The 18,712-nt window shown below is 61.0% G+C and carries 3 protein-coding genes; 1 reads left to right on the plus strand and 2 read right to left on the minus strand.

From position 1 onward, the window contains the following. The first annotated feature begins 87 nt into the window (after positions 1–87). The gene (locus OHL18_RS20020) at positions 88–17,604 is read left to right on the plus strand and encodes an Ig-like domain-containing protein (protein ID WP_263376654.1); all 17,517 of its coding nucleotides are present in this window, start codon (positions 88–90) and stop codon (positions 17,602–17,604) included. A gap of 81 nt (positions 17,605–17,685) precedes the next feature. Here OHL18_RS20020 and OHL18_RS20025 read toward each other — a convergent pair whose 3' ends face one another. Both OHL18_RS20025 and gmk read right to left on the minus strand, forming a co-directional pair. Next, the gene (locus tag OHL18_RS20025) at positions 17,686–17,922 is read right to left on the minus strand and encodes a DNA-directed RNA polymerase subunit omega (protein ID WP_263376655.1); all 237 of its coding nucleotides are present in this window, start codon (positions 17,920–17,922) and stop codon (positions 17,686–17,688) included. A 98-nt stretch (positions 17,923–18,020) separates the two neighbouring features. Then, complete coding sequence (gene gmk / locus OHL18_RS20030) at positions 18,021–18,707, minus strand: guanylate kinase (protein WP_263376656.1); 687 nt, start codon at positions 18,705–18,707, stop codon at positions 18,021–18,023. Positions 18,708–18,712 lie beyond the last annotated feature (5 nt).

Consider the following 18,712-nt stretch of genomic DNA (forward strand, 5'->3'; position numbering starts at 1 on the left):
GCTGCGCGATTTATATTGAGGCAACGCGGTTTTGTAGGTGGTTCGACACTTAGCGATCCGGCTGGTAGCGCAACCTTCTATAGAACGGTGGACGCAGGTCCGAAGCCGAGCCACGCGAGCAAGCCGTCGCGTTGGACAGCGCTGTCCTTCTACCTATTGGTCTTTATTTTGTGTATGCCGCACGTCGCTGCTCACGCGCAGACGACGCTTTCGGCGACTGCGATTGACTTTGGCGGCACTACTGTCGGCCAAGTCAGCGTGGTGCACCGGATTACGTTCACCAACACCCAATCGGTGGCATTGAGTATCTCCTCCCTGACGGTATCCGGCAGCGGCTATGCGCTCGACGCTTCGACGACGTGCGGCCATCCTGGAACGCTGGCCGCAGGGCGGTCGTGCCTGATTGGGGTGACGCTAACGCCTGCAGCCCTGGGGCCAGCGTCGGCAGGTACCCTTACGATTGCGACCAACGCCGCGAACAGTCCACAGACGGTGTCGCTGTCGGGAACTGGCGTGGCGCAGACGACTCTGTTTGAGACGGCGGTGGCGTTTGGCAACGTCGCCGTAAACCAGGCCAGCGCGGTGCACACCGTCTTATTTCGGAACGATCAGTCCGTTCCGCTGACCATCACATCTTTGCAACTTCCCTCTGGCGGCTACGCGTTTGCCACGCCCGTCTCACAGTCCCCGCAGTGTCCGGCCTCAGGCTCGCTCGGCCCAGGCATCACCTGCGCTATTGGACTTACGTTGACCCCGGCAGCATTGGGGCCGGTGCCGGCTGGCGTCTTGAGCATTGCCAGCAGCGCGGACACCAGTCCGCAGACTGTGGCCCTCTCCGGCACAGGCGTCGTTCCTGTCACTCTTTCCGCCTCAGCGATCAACTTCGGGAGCACCGCGGTTGAAGAGGCGAGCGTGGTGCATCGGATCACGCTGACCAATAACCAGTCGGCTGTGCTGTCTCTCTCCTCACTGGCAGTGTCCGGGGACGGCTATTCACTCGATCCTTCGACGACGTGCGGTCATCCCGGGACGCTGGCGGGAGGAGCGTCGTGCGTGATCGGGGTGACCTTGACGCCGACGTCGGTGGGACTCTCCCTGGCCGGCGCGCTGACGATCACGACGAATGCGAACAACAGTCCCCAGACGGTGGCCCTGAGTGGGATGGGAGTGTCGCAGACGACGGTGTTTGAGACCTCAATAGCGTTTGGCAATGTGGCGGTGAACCAGGCTAGCGCGGTGCATACGATCCTGTACCGGAACAATCAGGCCATCCCGCTGACCATCTCCGCTTTGCAACTGCCGGCCGGCGGTTACGCGTTTGCGACGCCGGTCTCACAGTCTCCAGTGTGTCCGGCTTCGGGGACGCTGGCCGCGGGAACTACCTGCGCCATCGGCCTTACTTTGACGCCAACGGTTCTGGGGGCGGTTGCGGCGGGCTCTTTGAACATCGTGTCCAGCGCCGACAACAGCCCTCAGACGGTGGCGCTCTCCGGAACTGGAGTGGTGCCCGTCACCCTATCGGCGACGGCGATCGGTTTCGGCGGTACCACCGTCGGTCAGGTAAGCGTGGTCCACCGGATTACCCTTACCAATAATCAGTCGGCGATGTTGAGCATCCTTTCCTTGCAAGTCTCGGGGAGTGGCTATGCGCTCGATCCTTCGACGACATGCGGCGATCCTGGAATGCTTGCCGCGGGCGCGTCCTGCTTGATTGGAGTCACACTCACTCCCTCGGTGCAGGGACCTGCAGCGGCCGGAGTTCTGACCGTCGTGACGAACGCGGCGAACAGCCCGCAGGCGGTGGCTCTGAGCGGCACGGGCGTGACGCAGACGACGCTGTTTCAGACCTCAGTAGCGTTCGGCAACGTGGCGATCAACGAGGCCAGCGCGGTGCATACCGTTCTCTTCCGGAACAACCAGTCGGTTCCGCTGATGATCTCTTCGCTGCAGCTTCCTTCGGGTAGCGGCTACGCGTTCGCGACGCCGATCTCGCAGTCGCCACAGTGCCCGGCTTCTGGCCCGCTGGGCGCTGGGATTACCTGTGCCATCGGACTTACGTTGACTCCGGCGGCGCTTGGGCCGGTCCCGGCGGGCGTGTTGAGCATAGCCAGCGACGCGCTTGTGAGTCCACAAACTGTGACGTTGTCGGGTGCGGGCGTCGTGCCTGTCATTCCGTCCGTTACATCCGTGACATTCCCTGCACAGTTCGAGGGCGTTACGAGTGTGCCACAGACCGTGACCTTCACCAATCAGCAGGTGTCCGCGCTGGTGATTTCATCGCTGGTGATTACCGGGCCGAATGCTGGCGACTTCGCCGCCACCAACCTTTGCACGGGCGCGGTGTCGGTCAATGCAGTTCCCATCTGTTCAGTTTTGTTGACCTTCACGCCGACCGGGACGGGAACCAGGACAGCCACGCTCACGATCAATGACGGAGCGCAGAACGCGCCGCTGACGATTACGCTATCGGGCCAGGGCAACGCTCCGTTGATCGTGTCGCCGACGGCTATCACAACGTATTCCGCGCCGGTGGGAACGACGAGCGCCTACCAGACCGTCAGCATCATGAACGCCACCATGGCGCAGACGTTCCATATCAGCGCGCTGCAGTTGACAGGCGACTTCAAGCAGACGTCGACGACCTGCGGATCGCTGCCGTACGCGATCGTGCCTGGGGCCTCGTGCAATGTGACGATCAGCTTTGCTCCGACGGTGAGCGGTACGCGCACCGGGGAACTTCAGGTGGTCGATGACGCTGTTACAAGTCCGCAGGTGGTGAACCTGTCGGGGACGGGGACTTCGCCGATCACGCTCTCTCCGGCATCGTTGACCTACACCGCCCAGAAGCTGGGGACGCTAAGCGTTCCGCAAAATGTAACGCTGACGAACTACGAGAGTCAGCAGGAGACGTTTACGCTGACGCCAAGCGCGAACTTTACGGCGACGAGTATCTGCACCGACGGCGTGATCAGGGCGAACTCGTCGTGCGCCGTATCGGTGGTCTTTGCTCCTGCCGCGACTGCGACGCCGGGCCCGATCACAGGAACGCTGACAGTTACGGACTCCGCGACTGGGGCGGGTCCGCTCTATGTATCGCTGATTGGCTCTGCGACGACGCTGGATCCGCCTGCCGCCGTAGCGGTGGTCTCACCCGCTGCGGCAGCTGCGGGAGCCGTGGTTCCGGTGACCATCACAGGCAATGGGCTGACGCACTTCAGCAACGCTTCGACGATCAAGTTCACGGATACTGACAATAGTTTGACCTCGTCAGGGATTACGTATTCGATCACGGGTTCGTCGTCGCCCAATTCTTTGAACGCCACGCTAACGATCGACACAGGCGCGGTCTCGGGCGCGCGCGACATTGAGGTCGACACGCCACTTGCAGGAGGTGGTACGGAGACGGCACTGCTGAACTCCGCGTTCCTCATCACCGCGCCGTCGAACGTTCATACCATCACGGCGGTCAATCCGTCTTGCGGCAACCAGGGGCAGACCCTGAATGTCGACCTGACGTTCTCCGGAATGAACTTCGTGGCGGGCACCAGCTATGCCATCTTCGGCGATGGCATCACGGTCAACTCGCTGGCGGCGGGAGCGACGCCGAATGACGTCGTAGCGAGCATTAGCATCAGCAACACAACGCCGGTGGGTGGCCGCACTGTAACGCTGGTGACTGGGGGCGACTTTGCGACGTCGACCTTCGGGGCTTGCCAGGTTGGAGCGAACAACGCGACGCTGCTGAGCGTCACCCCCAACTCTGAACCACAGGGATTTAGTGGCTCGATCACTTTGACTTCTTCAGGGACGCACTTTCTGCAGAATGCGACGACGGTGTCGATTGGCGGCGGCGTGATCGTTGGCGACGTCAATGTGAGCACCACGACCCCGACTACAGCGACGGCTGAGGTGACGGTACCGGCCAATGCGTCGATCGGAGCGCAGGACGTGACGGTTGCGACCGGAGGTGAGATCGCAACGCTGGCCGGTGGATTTACGGTGGTAGGAGCGACGCCGTTGCTGCTGTCGGAGACGCCAAACTCTGCGCAGCAGGGTCAGACGTTGAATGTGACGATCACGGGCAACGCGTACACCAACTTCCTGGCAGGCGTGACGGCGCAGTTTGGTGGCGAGATCCAGGTGAACGGGTACTCGGCGATCTCCGCGAATAGCGTGACGGTGAACATCACGGTGAGCCAGAACGCCAGTGCCGGATCGATCACCGCAAACCTGATCGTCGGCCCGACCGGGAACCAGCAGATCTTCCCGTTCTCCTTCACGGTGACGCCGTCGAGCGCGGCGATTGTCAACGTGGTTCCGGGTGGTGTGCCGCAGGGCGGGCAATTGACGCTGGCGGTAACGGGCCGAAATACGCACTGGGTGCAGGGTGCGACGATGGCGACCTTCATTCAGACTCCTTACTGCGGCATTGCGGTGAATGTGGGTACATTCCCCGATACGACTGACGGGACGTTGAATGTCAGCGTTCCTGCGAACTGTCCGGTGGGTGGCTATACGTTGCAGATCGCCACGGGCGGAGAAGTCGTCTCGGCGACGGTGCAGGTCTACGCGAATACGCCATCCGTCGCGATGAATCCGTCGAGCGGACTGCCAGGTACGAGCTTCACCGTTACCTTCACGGGCGACTTCACTCACTTCAGCTCGAGCACGACGGCGGTGGTATCGGGTGAAGGCGTGACCTTGTCGCCGCTCAACCTGACGCCCGGGCAGACCATTACGGCGACGATCACGATCGCCGCCGACGCCCCGGTCGGAGGGCGCACGATCACACTGACGACCGGCACCGAGGTGGTGACCACCGGCTTCGAGGTGAGTGGCACGTCCATAAGCGTGCTTTCGCCGTACGAGGGTCCGCAGAGCACGACGCAGGACATCGTGATTACGGGAGTGAACACGCACTTTGTGCAGGGCACGACCACGGTACTTTTCGGGCCTCAGATCACGGTGAACTCGGTAACGGTGATCAGTCCGACAGAACTGACGGTCAACATCACGACGAGCTACCTGCTTAACGGTACCTTGACCGCGACACCGCCAGGATGGCAGTCGCTCTATGTGAAGACAGGTTCGGAGGAGGAGACTGCCTCTTTCCTCATACTTGCGCCGTTGAATCCATCGATTTTGAACGTTGACCCATCGAGCGCGGCACAGGGATCGACGGTGACGGTCACCATCACGGGCTCGCTGACGAATTGGGTCCAGGGTGTGACCGAGGCGATCCTGGGGTCGGGAGTGACGGTCAACAGTCTGACGATCAACGGGCCGACGACGGCAACTGCGTCGCTCTCCATCTCGCCGACGGCTTCGCTGGGAACGAACAGCGTCGTGATGATTACGGGCTCAGAGATTGAGATCGGTGGCGGGTTCACCGTGACACCCGGCGCGGCGAACGTGGTCAGTGTGGAACCTCCGGGATCGCTGACGCAGACGGGAGTGTGGGTGGTCTCGCAGTTGCAGACCTCCACGCTGAAGCTGACGGCTGTTGGAACTCACTGGGTGCAGGGCGAGACGACGGTGAACTTTGGCCCAGGTGTGGCTATCGACGAGTTGACAGTCATCAACTCTACGACAGCGACGGTTCAGATTACGGTGCTCTCGAGCGCGCCGGTTGGCTTCGCGACGTTGACCGTGGTGACGGACGGTGAGGTTGTGAGCTTCCCGCAGGCTCTGGATATCGAGGAAGGTTTCGCCTCGCTGTTGAGCACCAGCCCTGGAGGAGGCCAACAGGGAGCGACGCTGAACTTGCAGGTACTGGGCCGGTTCACTCATTGGCAGCAGGGCGTGACGACGGCTGCGTTTAGTCCGGCCGGAGATATTACGGTGAACTCGTTTACGGTGGTCGACTCCGAGAACGGGATCATCAACCTGACGGTGAATCCGACGGCGTACGTCGACACCACGCCCTACTGCGACAGCATCACCATCACGACGGGCTCCGAGCAGGTCACACTACCCCCACCCGGACAGCCGGGGCAGTTCTGCATCCAGCAGGGCCCAGCGCAGATCATGGCGGTCTCCCCCGCGACAGGGTTGCAGGGGACGACCGGGACAGTGACGATCACGGGCGGCGCGACGAACTTTGCACCGGGCATCACGCAGGTGAGCTTCAACGATCCCGGGATCAGCGTTGGCACGGTGACGGTGACCAGCCCGACGAGCCTGACGGTGCCGGTCTCGATATCGACCACTTCGTTGCTCGGTTATCACACGGTGACGGCGACGACTCTGGGCGAGACGGCGTCGCAGCAGTTTGCCTACCAGGTGAACCCGAACGTAGCCACGTTGAATGAGGCGATCCCGAACTCCGCGGTGCAAGGCGCGCCGCTGACCGGGCAGTCGCCTCTCGTGGTCCGGCTGATCGGGCAGTACTCGCACTTCAGTGCTGAGAGCACGGCGGTCTTTGGCGCGGGCATCACGGTGCAGTCGGTGAGCTTTGTGAGCTTGACGGAGATCGATGCGACGATCGTGATCGATCCGCTCTCCTACATCGGCGTCCGCAACGTGACCGTGACGACACCGAATGTGCCGTGCGCGGAGCTGACGGCGGGCAATGCCTGCCGGTCGGGTGCGACGATTGGCAGCGAGATCGTCTCAGCGGGCGTCTTCAGTGTGGCGACGGGCCCGGCGATCATCAGCACGGTTGCGCCGGGGACGGGCAACCAGGGCCAGGAAGTGGTTTTTATGGTCACCGGTTCGGGCACGCATTGGCAGCAGAACTTCACGCAGTTCTGGATGGATGGCATTGGCCAGGACCTGACGGTGAACTCGGTGGTGATCAACAACTCGACCAGCGCCACGGTCGATATGACCATCTCGCCGACTGCGGTTCCCGGTGCGCGTACCGTGTCGATGGTGACGGCGGGTGAGGCCTTGTCCGACGCCGGAGCTTTTGTCGTGACCGGGGGCATCCCGGTGATCACTTATCTCAGCCCCAACAGTGCGAACCCGGGGACGAGCCAGTTGCTGGTGACGATCAATGGGCTGGACACGATGTGGGACAGCACGTCGACGGTGGACTTCGGGCCGGGGATCACGGTCACGTCCTACCAGGTGGACGACCCGACTCATATTGAGGCGGTGATCAATATCGATGCGGCGGCGCAGATCGGCTATCGCACAGTGGTCGTGACGACCGGAGCGCAGAAGCTTACCGGTAACTTCCTAGTTGCCGCGCCGGCACCTCCGCCGACGCCTTACATCTCGTTCTACTATCCTTACTCCGGTCTGACGGGGCAGACCTTGACGATCCAGTTTACCGGGCAGTTCACGCACTGGGATCCAGGGCCGATCAACACGCCGACGACAGCAACCTTCGGCGACGGAATTGCGGTGAACACGTTCCAGGTCACGAGTCCCACCTCTGCCGTCGCCACAGTGACGATTGACCGCGCAGCGGTTACAGGACAGCGGCTGATCGTCTTCACGACCGGATCGGAGATGGAGAGCGTGCCGTTCAGCGTAGTCTCTACGACGCCGGGAACTCCGGGCAGTGTCGTGCCTGTGTTGAGTCTCGTCGATCCTGGCTCAGCGATCCAGGGCGCCCAGAACCTGTTGGTCACCATCCTGGGCCAGTACACGGCGTTCGACAGTACGACGACATTCAGCTTGGGGCCGGGAATCACGGTGAATGGACCACCTATGATCCTGGGATCGACGGTGGCCAGGCAGTCGATCAGCATCGGACAGGAGGCTGCGACGGGCGGATATACGGTCACCTCAAATACGCCAGGCGCTCCGGCGGGGGCGCAGACGGCGGGTGGCGCAGTGTTCTATGTGACTCCCAGCCTGGCTCTGGTCTCGGCTGTCACGCCGAACATCGCCAAGCAGGGAGACACGGTGACGGTTGAGGTCTCCGGACAGAACACGCACTGGGATGCGACGACGGTCTTCCAGTTCGGCGCGGGCATCACAGTGAGCCAGCTTACTGTGAACAGCGCGACGGACGCGACGATGACCCTGTCGATCCCGGCGCTGGCTTCGCTGGGGCCGACGAGTGTTACAGCGCAGACGGCTGGCGAGGTTGCAGCGCTGAACAATGGCTTCGTCGTCCAGGCGGGAACACCGCTGCTGCTGTCTTCGGGGCCGAACTCGCTGCCGCAGCAGAGCAGCGCGACGTTCACCATCCTGAGCCAGGCAACAAACTGGACGGCGGCGAATCCGCCCGCAGTAACTTACGGGTCTGGTGTGACGGTGACGAACGTCAACGTTACGAGCGCTACGTCGTTGACCGCGTTTGGCTATATCCAGCCGACGACGAACCTGGGGTATCGCGATCTTACCGTGACCAGTGGCAACCAGGTTCTTGGACTGCCGAATGCTCTGTATGTAACTGCTGGGCCGGCGGCGATCAACGGTGTCTCGCCGTCATCGGGCGGACAGGGTGCGAACCTGACCGCAGTCCAGATCATGGGCACGAATACGAACTGGCAGCAGGGCGTGACTTCGCTCAGCTTCCCTGAAGTCTTGGTCAACAGCTTCACGGTAAGTTCGCCGACCTTGATCACAGCAAATATTACGGTGAACCAGAGCGCGACGCCGGGACAGGTCTCGGTGACGGCGACGACCGGTGGCGAAGTAGCGACGGAGACGAACGCCTTTACCGTGATCCAGACCGATGCCGAGCTGTTGAACGCGAATCCCAACAGCGGAGCGCAAGGCCTGACCGAGAACGTCACGCTTGCCGGGTTCTACTCGCACTTTGGCGCGAACTCGGTTGTGAGCTTTGGGCAGGGCGTCACGGTGAACTCTGTGACTGCGAACAGTTCTACATCGCTGACGGCGAACATCACCGTGCAGCCGACGGCGGCGATCGGATCTCGCACGGTTGCGGTGACCACCGGGACCGAGTCCGTCAGCCTTATGAACGGATTCCAGGTGACGACGGGTCAGGCGGCGATCCTGAGCCTAAGCCCGGCCAGCGGAGCGCAGAACACGAATGTGATCGTACAGGTCACCGGTAGCCAGACAAGTTTCGCGAGTGGCGAGACGACGGCGGCAGTCGGCGGAGGCATCACGGTAACGGGTGTCACCGTCGCGGATCCCAAGCATGCAAGCCTAAACCTATCGATCCCCGGCTCCACGGCGACAGGGTCGTACAACGTAACCCTGACGACGGGTGGAGAGGTGGCGACGATCCTGGGCGGGTTCACCGTGACAGCCGGCACACCGCAGGTTTCGTCCGTAAGTCCGGCGACGGGCCACCAGGGAGATACGAACCTGAGCATAGGGCTGACCGGACTGTTCACTCACTTTGCGAACGGAACAAGCACGGCCAGCTTCGGGACGGGAATCACGGTGAACTCATTGACTGTGACGGATGCGACGGACGCGGTGGCAAACATCACGATCAGTCCGTCGGCTGCGGTTGGCTCCCGGACGGTGACGGTGACAACGGGGAGCGAGTCGGCCTCCATCACTGGCGGCTTTAGCGTACTGGCCGGTCTACCGGCGCTGTCCTCTGCGATGCCGGGGACGGCGCAGGCGGGTGCCACGGCGAATGTGGTGGTCACGGGAGCGTTTACGAACTTCCAGCAAGGCAGCACGACCGTCAGCTTCGGTGCAGGCGTGACGGTGAACTCGGTGACGGTGTCGAGCTCGACTCAGCTCTCGGCGAACGTGACTGTCGATCCTAATGCGACGGTGGGAAGCCGCGATATCGCGGTGACGACGGGCACCCAGACGGTGGTGCTGAGCGGTGGCTTCACGGTGACTCCGGGAACGCCTGTGGTGACCGTGATCAATCCGAATATTGGGGTTCCTGGATCGGTGGTTTCGGTCACCATCAACGGTCTGTATACGAATTGGGACCCGGGCACGACGAAGGTGGCGTTCGGACCCGGGATCACGGTCGGGTCGGGAGTCGCGGGGGGTGCGGGTCCGGTCGCATCGGGCAGCGCCAACAGCATCGTCGTGAACCTGTCCATCGATCCGGCGGCGGCGCTTGGTCCGCGCGATGTGACGATCACCACGGGCAGCGAGGTGGAGACGGTCGCGGCAGGATTCACGGTGCAGGCGACCACGGTGACCCCGCCGACGGTGATCTCGGTCAGCCCGGCGGGGAATGCGGTTGCGGTGTCTACCAACAGCAGTGTTTACGCGGTCTTCAGTCAGCCGATGGACCGCACGACCATCACCACCAGCAACGTATTGCTCTATCTGACCAGCAACCCGGGGGGCAACATTGCCGTTCCCGGCAGCGTGAGCGTCGATGCTTCAGGAAGAGAGCTGACGTTCACGCCGGCCGCTGCGCTTGCGGTCAACGCGTCGTACTATTTCGTCATCACCAACGGCGTCGCAGACGCCTCTGGCAACGCACTGGGCTATTACACTTCGTACTTCTACACGGGCTTCTCGGCCAGCACGACGTCACCGACGGTGGTGTTGGCTAACCCACCGGTTGGAGCGGGTGGCATCGGGACAAACGTAAGTATTCAGGTTGAGTTCAGCGCGCAGATGAACCAGGCAACACAGGCTGGTTTGACGGTGACTGCTGGCGGCGTTGCGGTGCCAGGCAGCTATACGTGGAGTAATAACTCTTACACTCTCTACAACGGCTATTACTACTACTACGGCAACTACGCTTGCGGATACAGCTACTACTACTATTACAACGACCCGTCCTACGCAGCGACATGCCCGAACCAGGGAAGCGTAGTCACGTTTACGCCTTCGGCACCGCTCCTGCCAGATACCACCTATACGGTAGGCTATGCCGCGACGTTGGCCGATACCGCGGGAAATGCGCTGAGGCCGGGATCGTTCACCTTCTCGACGGGGGCGGGCGCGGACACGGCCTACAACGGATCGGGTCCGGACTTTACCAACTACGCCACGAACGTGGGGACAAACTTCGCGCCTACGATGAACTTCGCCAAGCCTGTCGATCCGCTCGCTATCAACGCGGGAACGCTCTACCTCTACAACGTTGATGGCAATAAATACATCCTGGGCAAGGTGACTCTGGCTGCTGACGCCATGAGCGCTACATTTACTCCCTCGATGCCGTTGTTGCCGAACACGCAGTATGACTTCCACATGAGTGGTGGCTACTTCGACGTTGATGGGAACTATCTCGACGGCACGGATAGTTACTTCACTACTGGGGCGGGCGCGGAAATTGCGCCGCCACAAGTGTCCTCGGTCTTCCCAGCTGATCTAGGGAAAGCCGTCCCGCTGAACGCGCAGGTAGTCTTCCACTTTAGCGAGCCACTTGATCCGAATGTAACGCCGACCGTGCAGATCACGCCGAATGGAGGCGCAGCCATCGCCGGGACGGCCACTCTGGCAAGCGATCAGGTCACGCTTACGTTTGTTCCGGCAATGTCGCTCGCGCCGGGTACCCAGTTCACGGCGCAGGTGAGTCACTATCAAGACATGGTGGGCAACGTCGGCGCGGCATTCAGCAGCAGCTTCACCACGGCGACATCGGTGGCACCGCTGTCGGTATCAACTGGTATCGACGCATCCGGGAACCTGATCACGACGGGTGATACGGTTGATCCGCATTGGACAGCGATCAACTCGAACTCGCCGAACCCCCAGCCTGTTGACGTGGTGACGCCGGCGAACGTTGGCTGGTACTCCGGTTGGCCAGCGAACGGACCCATGTCTTCGTGGATTACGGTCAGCCCAGATGCAGTGCCGGGGCCGATCAATTCGACCTACTCAACGACCTTCAATCTGACCGGATACAGCCTGAGCAATCTTTGCCTGGCCGGCTTTATCGAGAGCGATCCCTATGGGACGCTGCTGCTCAACGGCAATGCCATTACGCCGCAGCTTTACCCGTTTGCGTATAACGGATACGGCCCGTATCCGCTCTCGATCGCGCTGCCGGTTGCGGACCTGAATACTGGAGTCAATACGCTCTCGTATCAGTTCTCGAGTAACTACAGCGGTTACGAAGGCCTGCGGATTCAGGCCAGTGTGCAGACCTGCGGGGCCACCCTCACCGGGGGCCTGACACTGACCTCAAGCGATCCCGTGAACGGTGCGGGCGGGGTTCCCACGAACGCGAGCGTGACCCTGACCTTCAACAATCCGATTGATCCGGCCACGGTGAATTCCAGCACGATTCCAGTGGAGATCAACGGAATTTACGACCAGGTGGTAGCTGGCAACTATACCGTGAACGGGAACCAGGTCGTGTTTACGCCGGATAGCCCGTTCCCTGTGGGCACGGCCCTCTATGTGAACGCCTGTCCCGGACTGAACGATCTGGCCGGAGACAGTTATCCCTACTGCCAGACGGTGGATGCCTTTACCACCGCCGGGACGGCCACGCCGGTAACTCCGGTTACTCCGCCGTTCCAGGTAATAGCGTTTGCGCCTGCGGCAAACGCAGGCAACGTGGGGCTGCGCGCACCCGTTGTCGCGACCTTCAACAGATCGGTCAATCCTAATACCGTGAACACCAACGGCAACACCGACTTTGCTCTGTTCCAGGGAGATGGGCAGTCGCCGTGGTGTACGACTTACATGAAGTCGCAGGACAACGCGACGCTGCAGTTCAGTTGTGGTGCCCTGCCGGCAAGTTCGCTGATGACCGCGTCGTTGAATGGCGGCCTGCAGGACTTCTCCGGCAATTCGCTCGCCAACTTTACCAGCCAGTTCACATCGTCTCAGGCGGACTCCAGCACAGCGGGCTCGCTCTCCGGTGCGCGGCCTGGCACGGGTAGCAGCGGAGTCTCGCCAAACGCGCCCCTGGTGCTCTTCTTCAATCTGCCGGTCAACGCATCGGGCGCGAACACTGGGTTGCAGGTGGCGCAGAATAATGTGGCCATCACAGGTTCGGTGCAGGTGCTGGACAACGGCTACACACTGCAGTTCACACCAAGCACTCCATTCGTGGCGGGGGCGTTGATTCAGTGGTCGACGACCAGCAGCCTGACAGACTCTACCTACGGCAATCTGTTGAGTCCAGCCTCCGGGTACTTCACCATTGCCGCCGACACAAGCGCGGCTACGCCGGTGGTGCAGGTCGTCTCGCCGGCTCTATACACCTCCATTGCTCCAAACTCGACTGTCGATATTCAGTTCAACGTGCCGCTGAATCCGTCGACGGTGAACAGCACGAATGTCTATCTCTACGACACGGTAGCAGGGGTTAATGTAGCCGCTACTTACTCGCAGCCACAGCCGAACGTGGTGCGGATTGTGCCCCAGGCCAATCTGACGGCCAGTGCGACCATCTATCTCTACGCGACGAACGGACTCCAGAGCACGACGAGCGTGCCGTTCGGCGGATCGGCTTACCTCGGATACTTCTACACCTTAGCTGTACCCGATACGACTTCGCCGACGGTAGTCAGCGCCGTGCCCTACAGCGGGGCGCCCGGCGTTGGCGTCAACGTGCAGCCGGGATTTGTGTTCAGCAAGCCGATCGACCCGATCAGCGTAAACGCGAGTACGTTCCAGGTACTGAACGGCACCACAGCTTTGCCCGGCAGCTACTGGGTCAGCTCCGACGACACCAGGATAGAGTTTGTGCCGAACTCGCCGCTGCCTGTGAGTGCGACCCTGACGATGAGTCTGACCGGCGTGCAGGACCAGGTCGGCAATCCACTCTCGTACACTTCGCACTTTACAACTGGGGCAACGCCGGACGAAATCGCTCCGGTTGTGGTCCAGACGAGCATCCCCTCGAATGCCACGGTGCCTATCAACTCGAACATCACGGTCCAGTTCAGCGAATCGATGGATGTGACGACGTTCAATGCGACTGACTTCCGGCTCTACGACGACGACAGTACCTCCTATGGCACGGTGGCCTCGACGCTTACCTGGAACTCGGCTCAGTCCGTGGCATACCTGGTGCCGGCAGCTCCATTGAAGGCTGGCCATCAGTACACCCTCTATGTGAATAGCGGCACCGACCTTGCGGGCAATGGGATGCAGTCCTACTCCTCCTACTTCTATGCGGGCTTTGCTTCCGATGCGGCGGCTCCCAGCGTGACTGCCTTCAGCCCGTTGGCGGGTGCGACTGGCGTAGGTACGAACACGGTCATCGACGTCGCATTCAGCGCTCCGATCGATCCGACGACGCTCTCGGGGGTAACCCTGTCCGCAGGCGGAACGACGGTGCCATCGACTGCCGTTCTAGCCGGCGGCAACACTGTAGTTCAACTTGTGCCACAGGCACCTCTGACGGCAAACACAAAGTACGTTGTGACCATCGCGGGGGTGAAAGATCCAGCCGGCAATATGGTGGCCACGGCGACCAACAGCTTCACGACGGGCGCGACCTTCAACCTTACGGCAGCAACGGTGGTGTCGGTCGATCCACCGAACTATCCCCCGGTGGGAACGAACGTCACTCCCAGAGTGACGTTTAGCAAGCCGCTGAATCCGGTCTTTATCGCCAACAGCAGCTTCTCGATGTACCTTGTCGATACGGCGCAGTTCATTCCATTGACGGTGGCGCTATCGAGGAATGGGCTCCAGGTCACGCTGACTCCGCAGATTGCCCTTCTGCCCAACACGGAGTATCGCTTCAACGGAAACGGCGGCATCTACGATCAGGATGGCAACGCCGTAAGCGGAGGCTACTACTACTTCTACACCGGGGACGGAGCGGTCACATCCAGTCTCACCGTAACGGGAGTGAGCCCGACCGCAGGTGCGACGGCGGTACCTCTCAACGCGCAGATTGCCGTCACGGTGAGTGCGACGCTCGATCCAACCAGCGTGACGCAGAGTTCGCTGCAACTGCTGGATAGCTCCAGCCACGCCGTTCCGGGGACGGTCAGTCAGACGGACGGCCAGACGCTGACGTTCGTGCCGACCGCGAATCTGCTGGCGGACGCTGCTTATACGGTCAAGACGGGAAGCTTCACCGACGCGAACGGCAACGCGGTTGTGCCTTACGCGAGCGGCTTCTCGACCGGTGCCACCGCGGCGGCTACAGGCGGGCTGACGCTGATAAGCTCGAATATCGCGAACGGCGCGGGGAATGTGTCGACCACACAACCGGTCACGCTGGTCTTCAGCCAGGTGATCAACGCTGAGACGGTGAATGCGAATACGTTCTTGGTTACTGTGAATGGGTCTACTAGCTACAATCTGGCGGGTAACTTCGCGGTGAACGGGAACACGGTAACGTTCACCCCCGCGAATCCATATCCAGCAGGGGCGGTTCTCTTCGTTTATGGCTGCGGGATCACGGACGTCCTGGGCGAGGTTTTGAGTAGTGCCTGCAATCAACTGCTTAACTTCACGGTCACGTCCGGCTCGGTGGACACGACGCCGCTGCAGATCTTGTCGGTAAGTCCGGCGAAGGGCGCGGTCAATGTGGGGCTGGAGCACAGCGTATCGGTGACTTTCAACAAATCGATCAACCCAGGTAGCGTCAGGTACGCATCCAACGGAGCGCTGCTCTACGCAGGGCAGAATCTTGTAGACAACGGAAGCTTAAGTTTCTCGGCGGACAATCGGACGCTGTACTTCAACACTGGTTCGCTGCAGAGCGGGGTGGTGTACACGATCGAGTTCCCGGCGGGCGGGGTCTCAGATTATTCGGGAAATGCCCTGACGAGCAACTTCATCAGCAGCTTTACGACCAGTACGGATCCGGTCTCGGGGACTGGAACCGTCGTTGGAACGAGTCCCGGAAACGGTGCTACAGGGGTGCCGGACGGCCAACTGTTGACGTTGTATGTAAATCGACCGGTGGACGCCTCGACGCTGAACGGCAATTTCATCGTTACCGTAAACGGACAGGTGCAGAGCGGGACGGCGCAGGCTCTAGCAAATGGGTACGAGGTGCAGTTCACGCCGTCATCGCCTTACCCGGATGGTGCGGCGATCGAGTGGTACTTCACGAATGTTCAGGATATTTACGGGAACACCTTCAATAGCGACAGTGGGTATTTCTACGTGGCCGTGCCGGTCGATGCGGCTACCGCGCCGCCTCAAGTGGTAGCCACCAGCCCTTTTTACGGATCGAGCACTGTGCCAGTGAACGTACAGCTTGACATCGAGTACAGCCAGCCGATCGATCCGGCGACGCTAAACAATATCAACGGATATTACAGTAACTTCCCCGCGTCGACCTACTCACTGCCGACACCGAACGTTCTGCGTGTGACGCCAACTTCTGCCTTGAGCCCATCCACTTACTACTATCTCTGTGTGAACGGTCTGGTTGGGACGAACGGCGTGCCAGCAGCTAACGCCTGCTATGCGGGGACCTTCACCACGGTCAGCAACAGTACGCCGGATACGACTGCTGGGACGGTCAGCATCGGGCCGCCGAACGGTTCGGTGAATGTGGGTACGAATGCGTACATCCGGTTGCAGTTCTCGAAGCCGGTGGACCAGACGACCGTGAACTCGGCGAACGTACAGATTACGGCTGGCGGCGTCGCGATTCCGGGTACCTGGAGCTACAACAACAGCGCAGGCGACGTGATCGGCGCATACTTCAGCCCCCTGAACCCACTGCCTGCATCGAGCACGATCCTGGTGAAGACTAGCGGGATGCTGGACTACGCAGGCAACACATTCTCTGTGGCGCAGTCGCAGTTCACCACGGCGGCGATGCCCGACTACACGACCCCTGTGGTGGCGCTGGACTTCCCATACGACACGACAGGGATCGGAACCAATGCGAAGTTTACCTGCCGGTACTCCCAGGCTATAGACCCCGCCAGTATCACGTCTTCGGGCACGTATCTCTACGACTATGCGGCGAGTGCGAAGGTTCCTGTGACCTACTCGTTCTCTTCGGATCTGATGTCGGTGACGATGACGCCGACATCGGCTTTGGCAGCGAACTCGAATTTCTACTATTACTGCAACTACGCCATCGATCTGACGGGCAACGGGCAGAGCGGCGGCTCTGTCTACTTCACCACGGGCAGTGGCCCGAGCAGCACCGGGCCGACGTTGGTACAAGTGAATCCGCCGAACGGATTTACGAACGTGCCACTCAACTCAAACGGTGGGCCGTTCTATCCCTACACAACGTCCCTGCAGGTGCAGTTCAGCGAGCCGGTCGCGGAGAGCTCCCTGGGCGGATTGACTCTGACGCCAAATGGAGGCAGCCCGATTCCGATCTCACCTTCAGCCCAGGACGCAGATACGATCGTTTCTGTGCAACTGCCGTCCGTGTTGTTGCCGAACACCACGTATACGTTGAACGTGTCGGGTGTGGCGGACTACAACGGGAACCTGATCACACCGGTAACCAGCAGCTTCACCACGGGCACGGGCTATGACTTTGTCAATCCAACTGTGAGCGCGGCCAACTGGACCAGCGTCTCCGCAACCACGCCAACCGCTTTGAACGGCGCATCCGGGGTCGACGACAATCCGACGCTGTCACTGGTCTTCAGCGAGCCCATGGATCCCGTGTTGATCGACGGAAGCCACATTTACTTGCAAGTACACAATACTCAGACATTGGTGCCTGCCACCCTCAAGCTTTCGCCCGACTATGCCACCGTGTACCTCGCGCCGTCGTCACCGCTGGCCGCGGCGACCATCTATGATCTGGTCACGGAAAATCCTTACTGGAATTTGACGGACATCGCAGGAAACAACTATTCCGCACAGGGAGTGGTGGCTACGTTCACCACGCAGTAAGCGATCAGCAGGGCGCTCATCGAGATGAGCGCCGTGAAGTGCCTCAAGATTTCAGCGCTATTGGAAGAGGTTCGCTCTCGCCTAGACGTGATCTTCGGGCTCAGAGGTATGAAATCCGGGCACGGCCGGGAGGCTGCTGCCCTTTTGGGTTACAACGTAGGAGACGGCACCGGATCGGATCTCGTCCTGTGCAACGCGGCAGGCCTTCATCGACTTGGAGACGCCGAGAGCGGGCGCGCCACCCTGCAGTTGACGGGCGCGGCGTGCAACGCCCTTGACCAGGCTGTACTTGTTGTGGAAGGCATTCTCTATCGTCATGCTTTTCACCCCGTGCGGAGAGGGTAACGCACCACGAACGAATAGCCAAGGCAATTCGCAGAATCGATGCCCGGGTGCGACCCGTAAATGGCGAAGGATCATGAGTTGCGGAAGGTTGCGAGAGCGGCTTCGAGTCGAGGTGAGGGAGTGGAGGTCCGGCAGGTAGCTGCCGTCGTAGCGTCGAGATCATCGGCCTGCGATCGCTCGCCCGAGGCGACGACGCGTTCGCTGAACACGATGGCGCGAAGCTCCGTGGCGGCCTGATCGAGCACATCGTTGACCAGGGCATACCGGTAGTGGCTGAGTTGCTTGAGTTCTTCACGCGCTTCGGTGAGGCGGCGCTCGATGATGGATTCGATGGTCATGCGCTCGGCCTGGCTGCGGTTGCGAAGGCGCATCTCGAGTACCTCCGGACTGGGCGGAAGGATGAAGATGGAGACGGCTTCGGGAAGCTTCTTCATTACCTGAAGCGCGCCCTGGACATCGATGTCGAGCAGAAGGTCCTTGCCCTGCTCGCGAGCATGAGCAAGGGCCGAAGCGGCGGTGCCGTAGAAGTTGCCGAAGACTTCCGCCCATTCCAGAAATTCCCCAGCATCGACCATGCGAAGAAACTCTTCGCGGGTGGTGAAGTGATATTCGCGGCCATCGGTCTCCGAGCCACGCGGGGCGCGCGTGGTGTAGGAGATGGAGAACTCGATGCCTTCGACGAGCGTGAGCAACTGGCTGACCAGCGTTGACTTACCAGAGCCTGAGGGTGCCGAGATGATGAAGAGTATGCCTGCCATGGGAT

Source organism: Granulicella aggregans (assembly GCF_025685565.1).
Lineage (GTDB): Bacteria > Acidobacteriota > Terriglobia > Terriglobales > Acidobacteriaceae > Edaphobacter > Edaphobacter aggregans_B.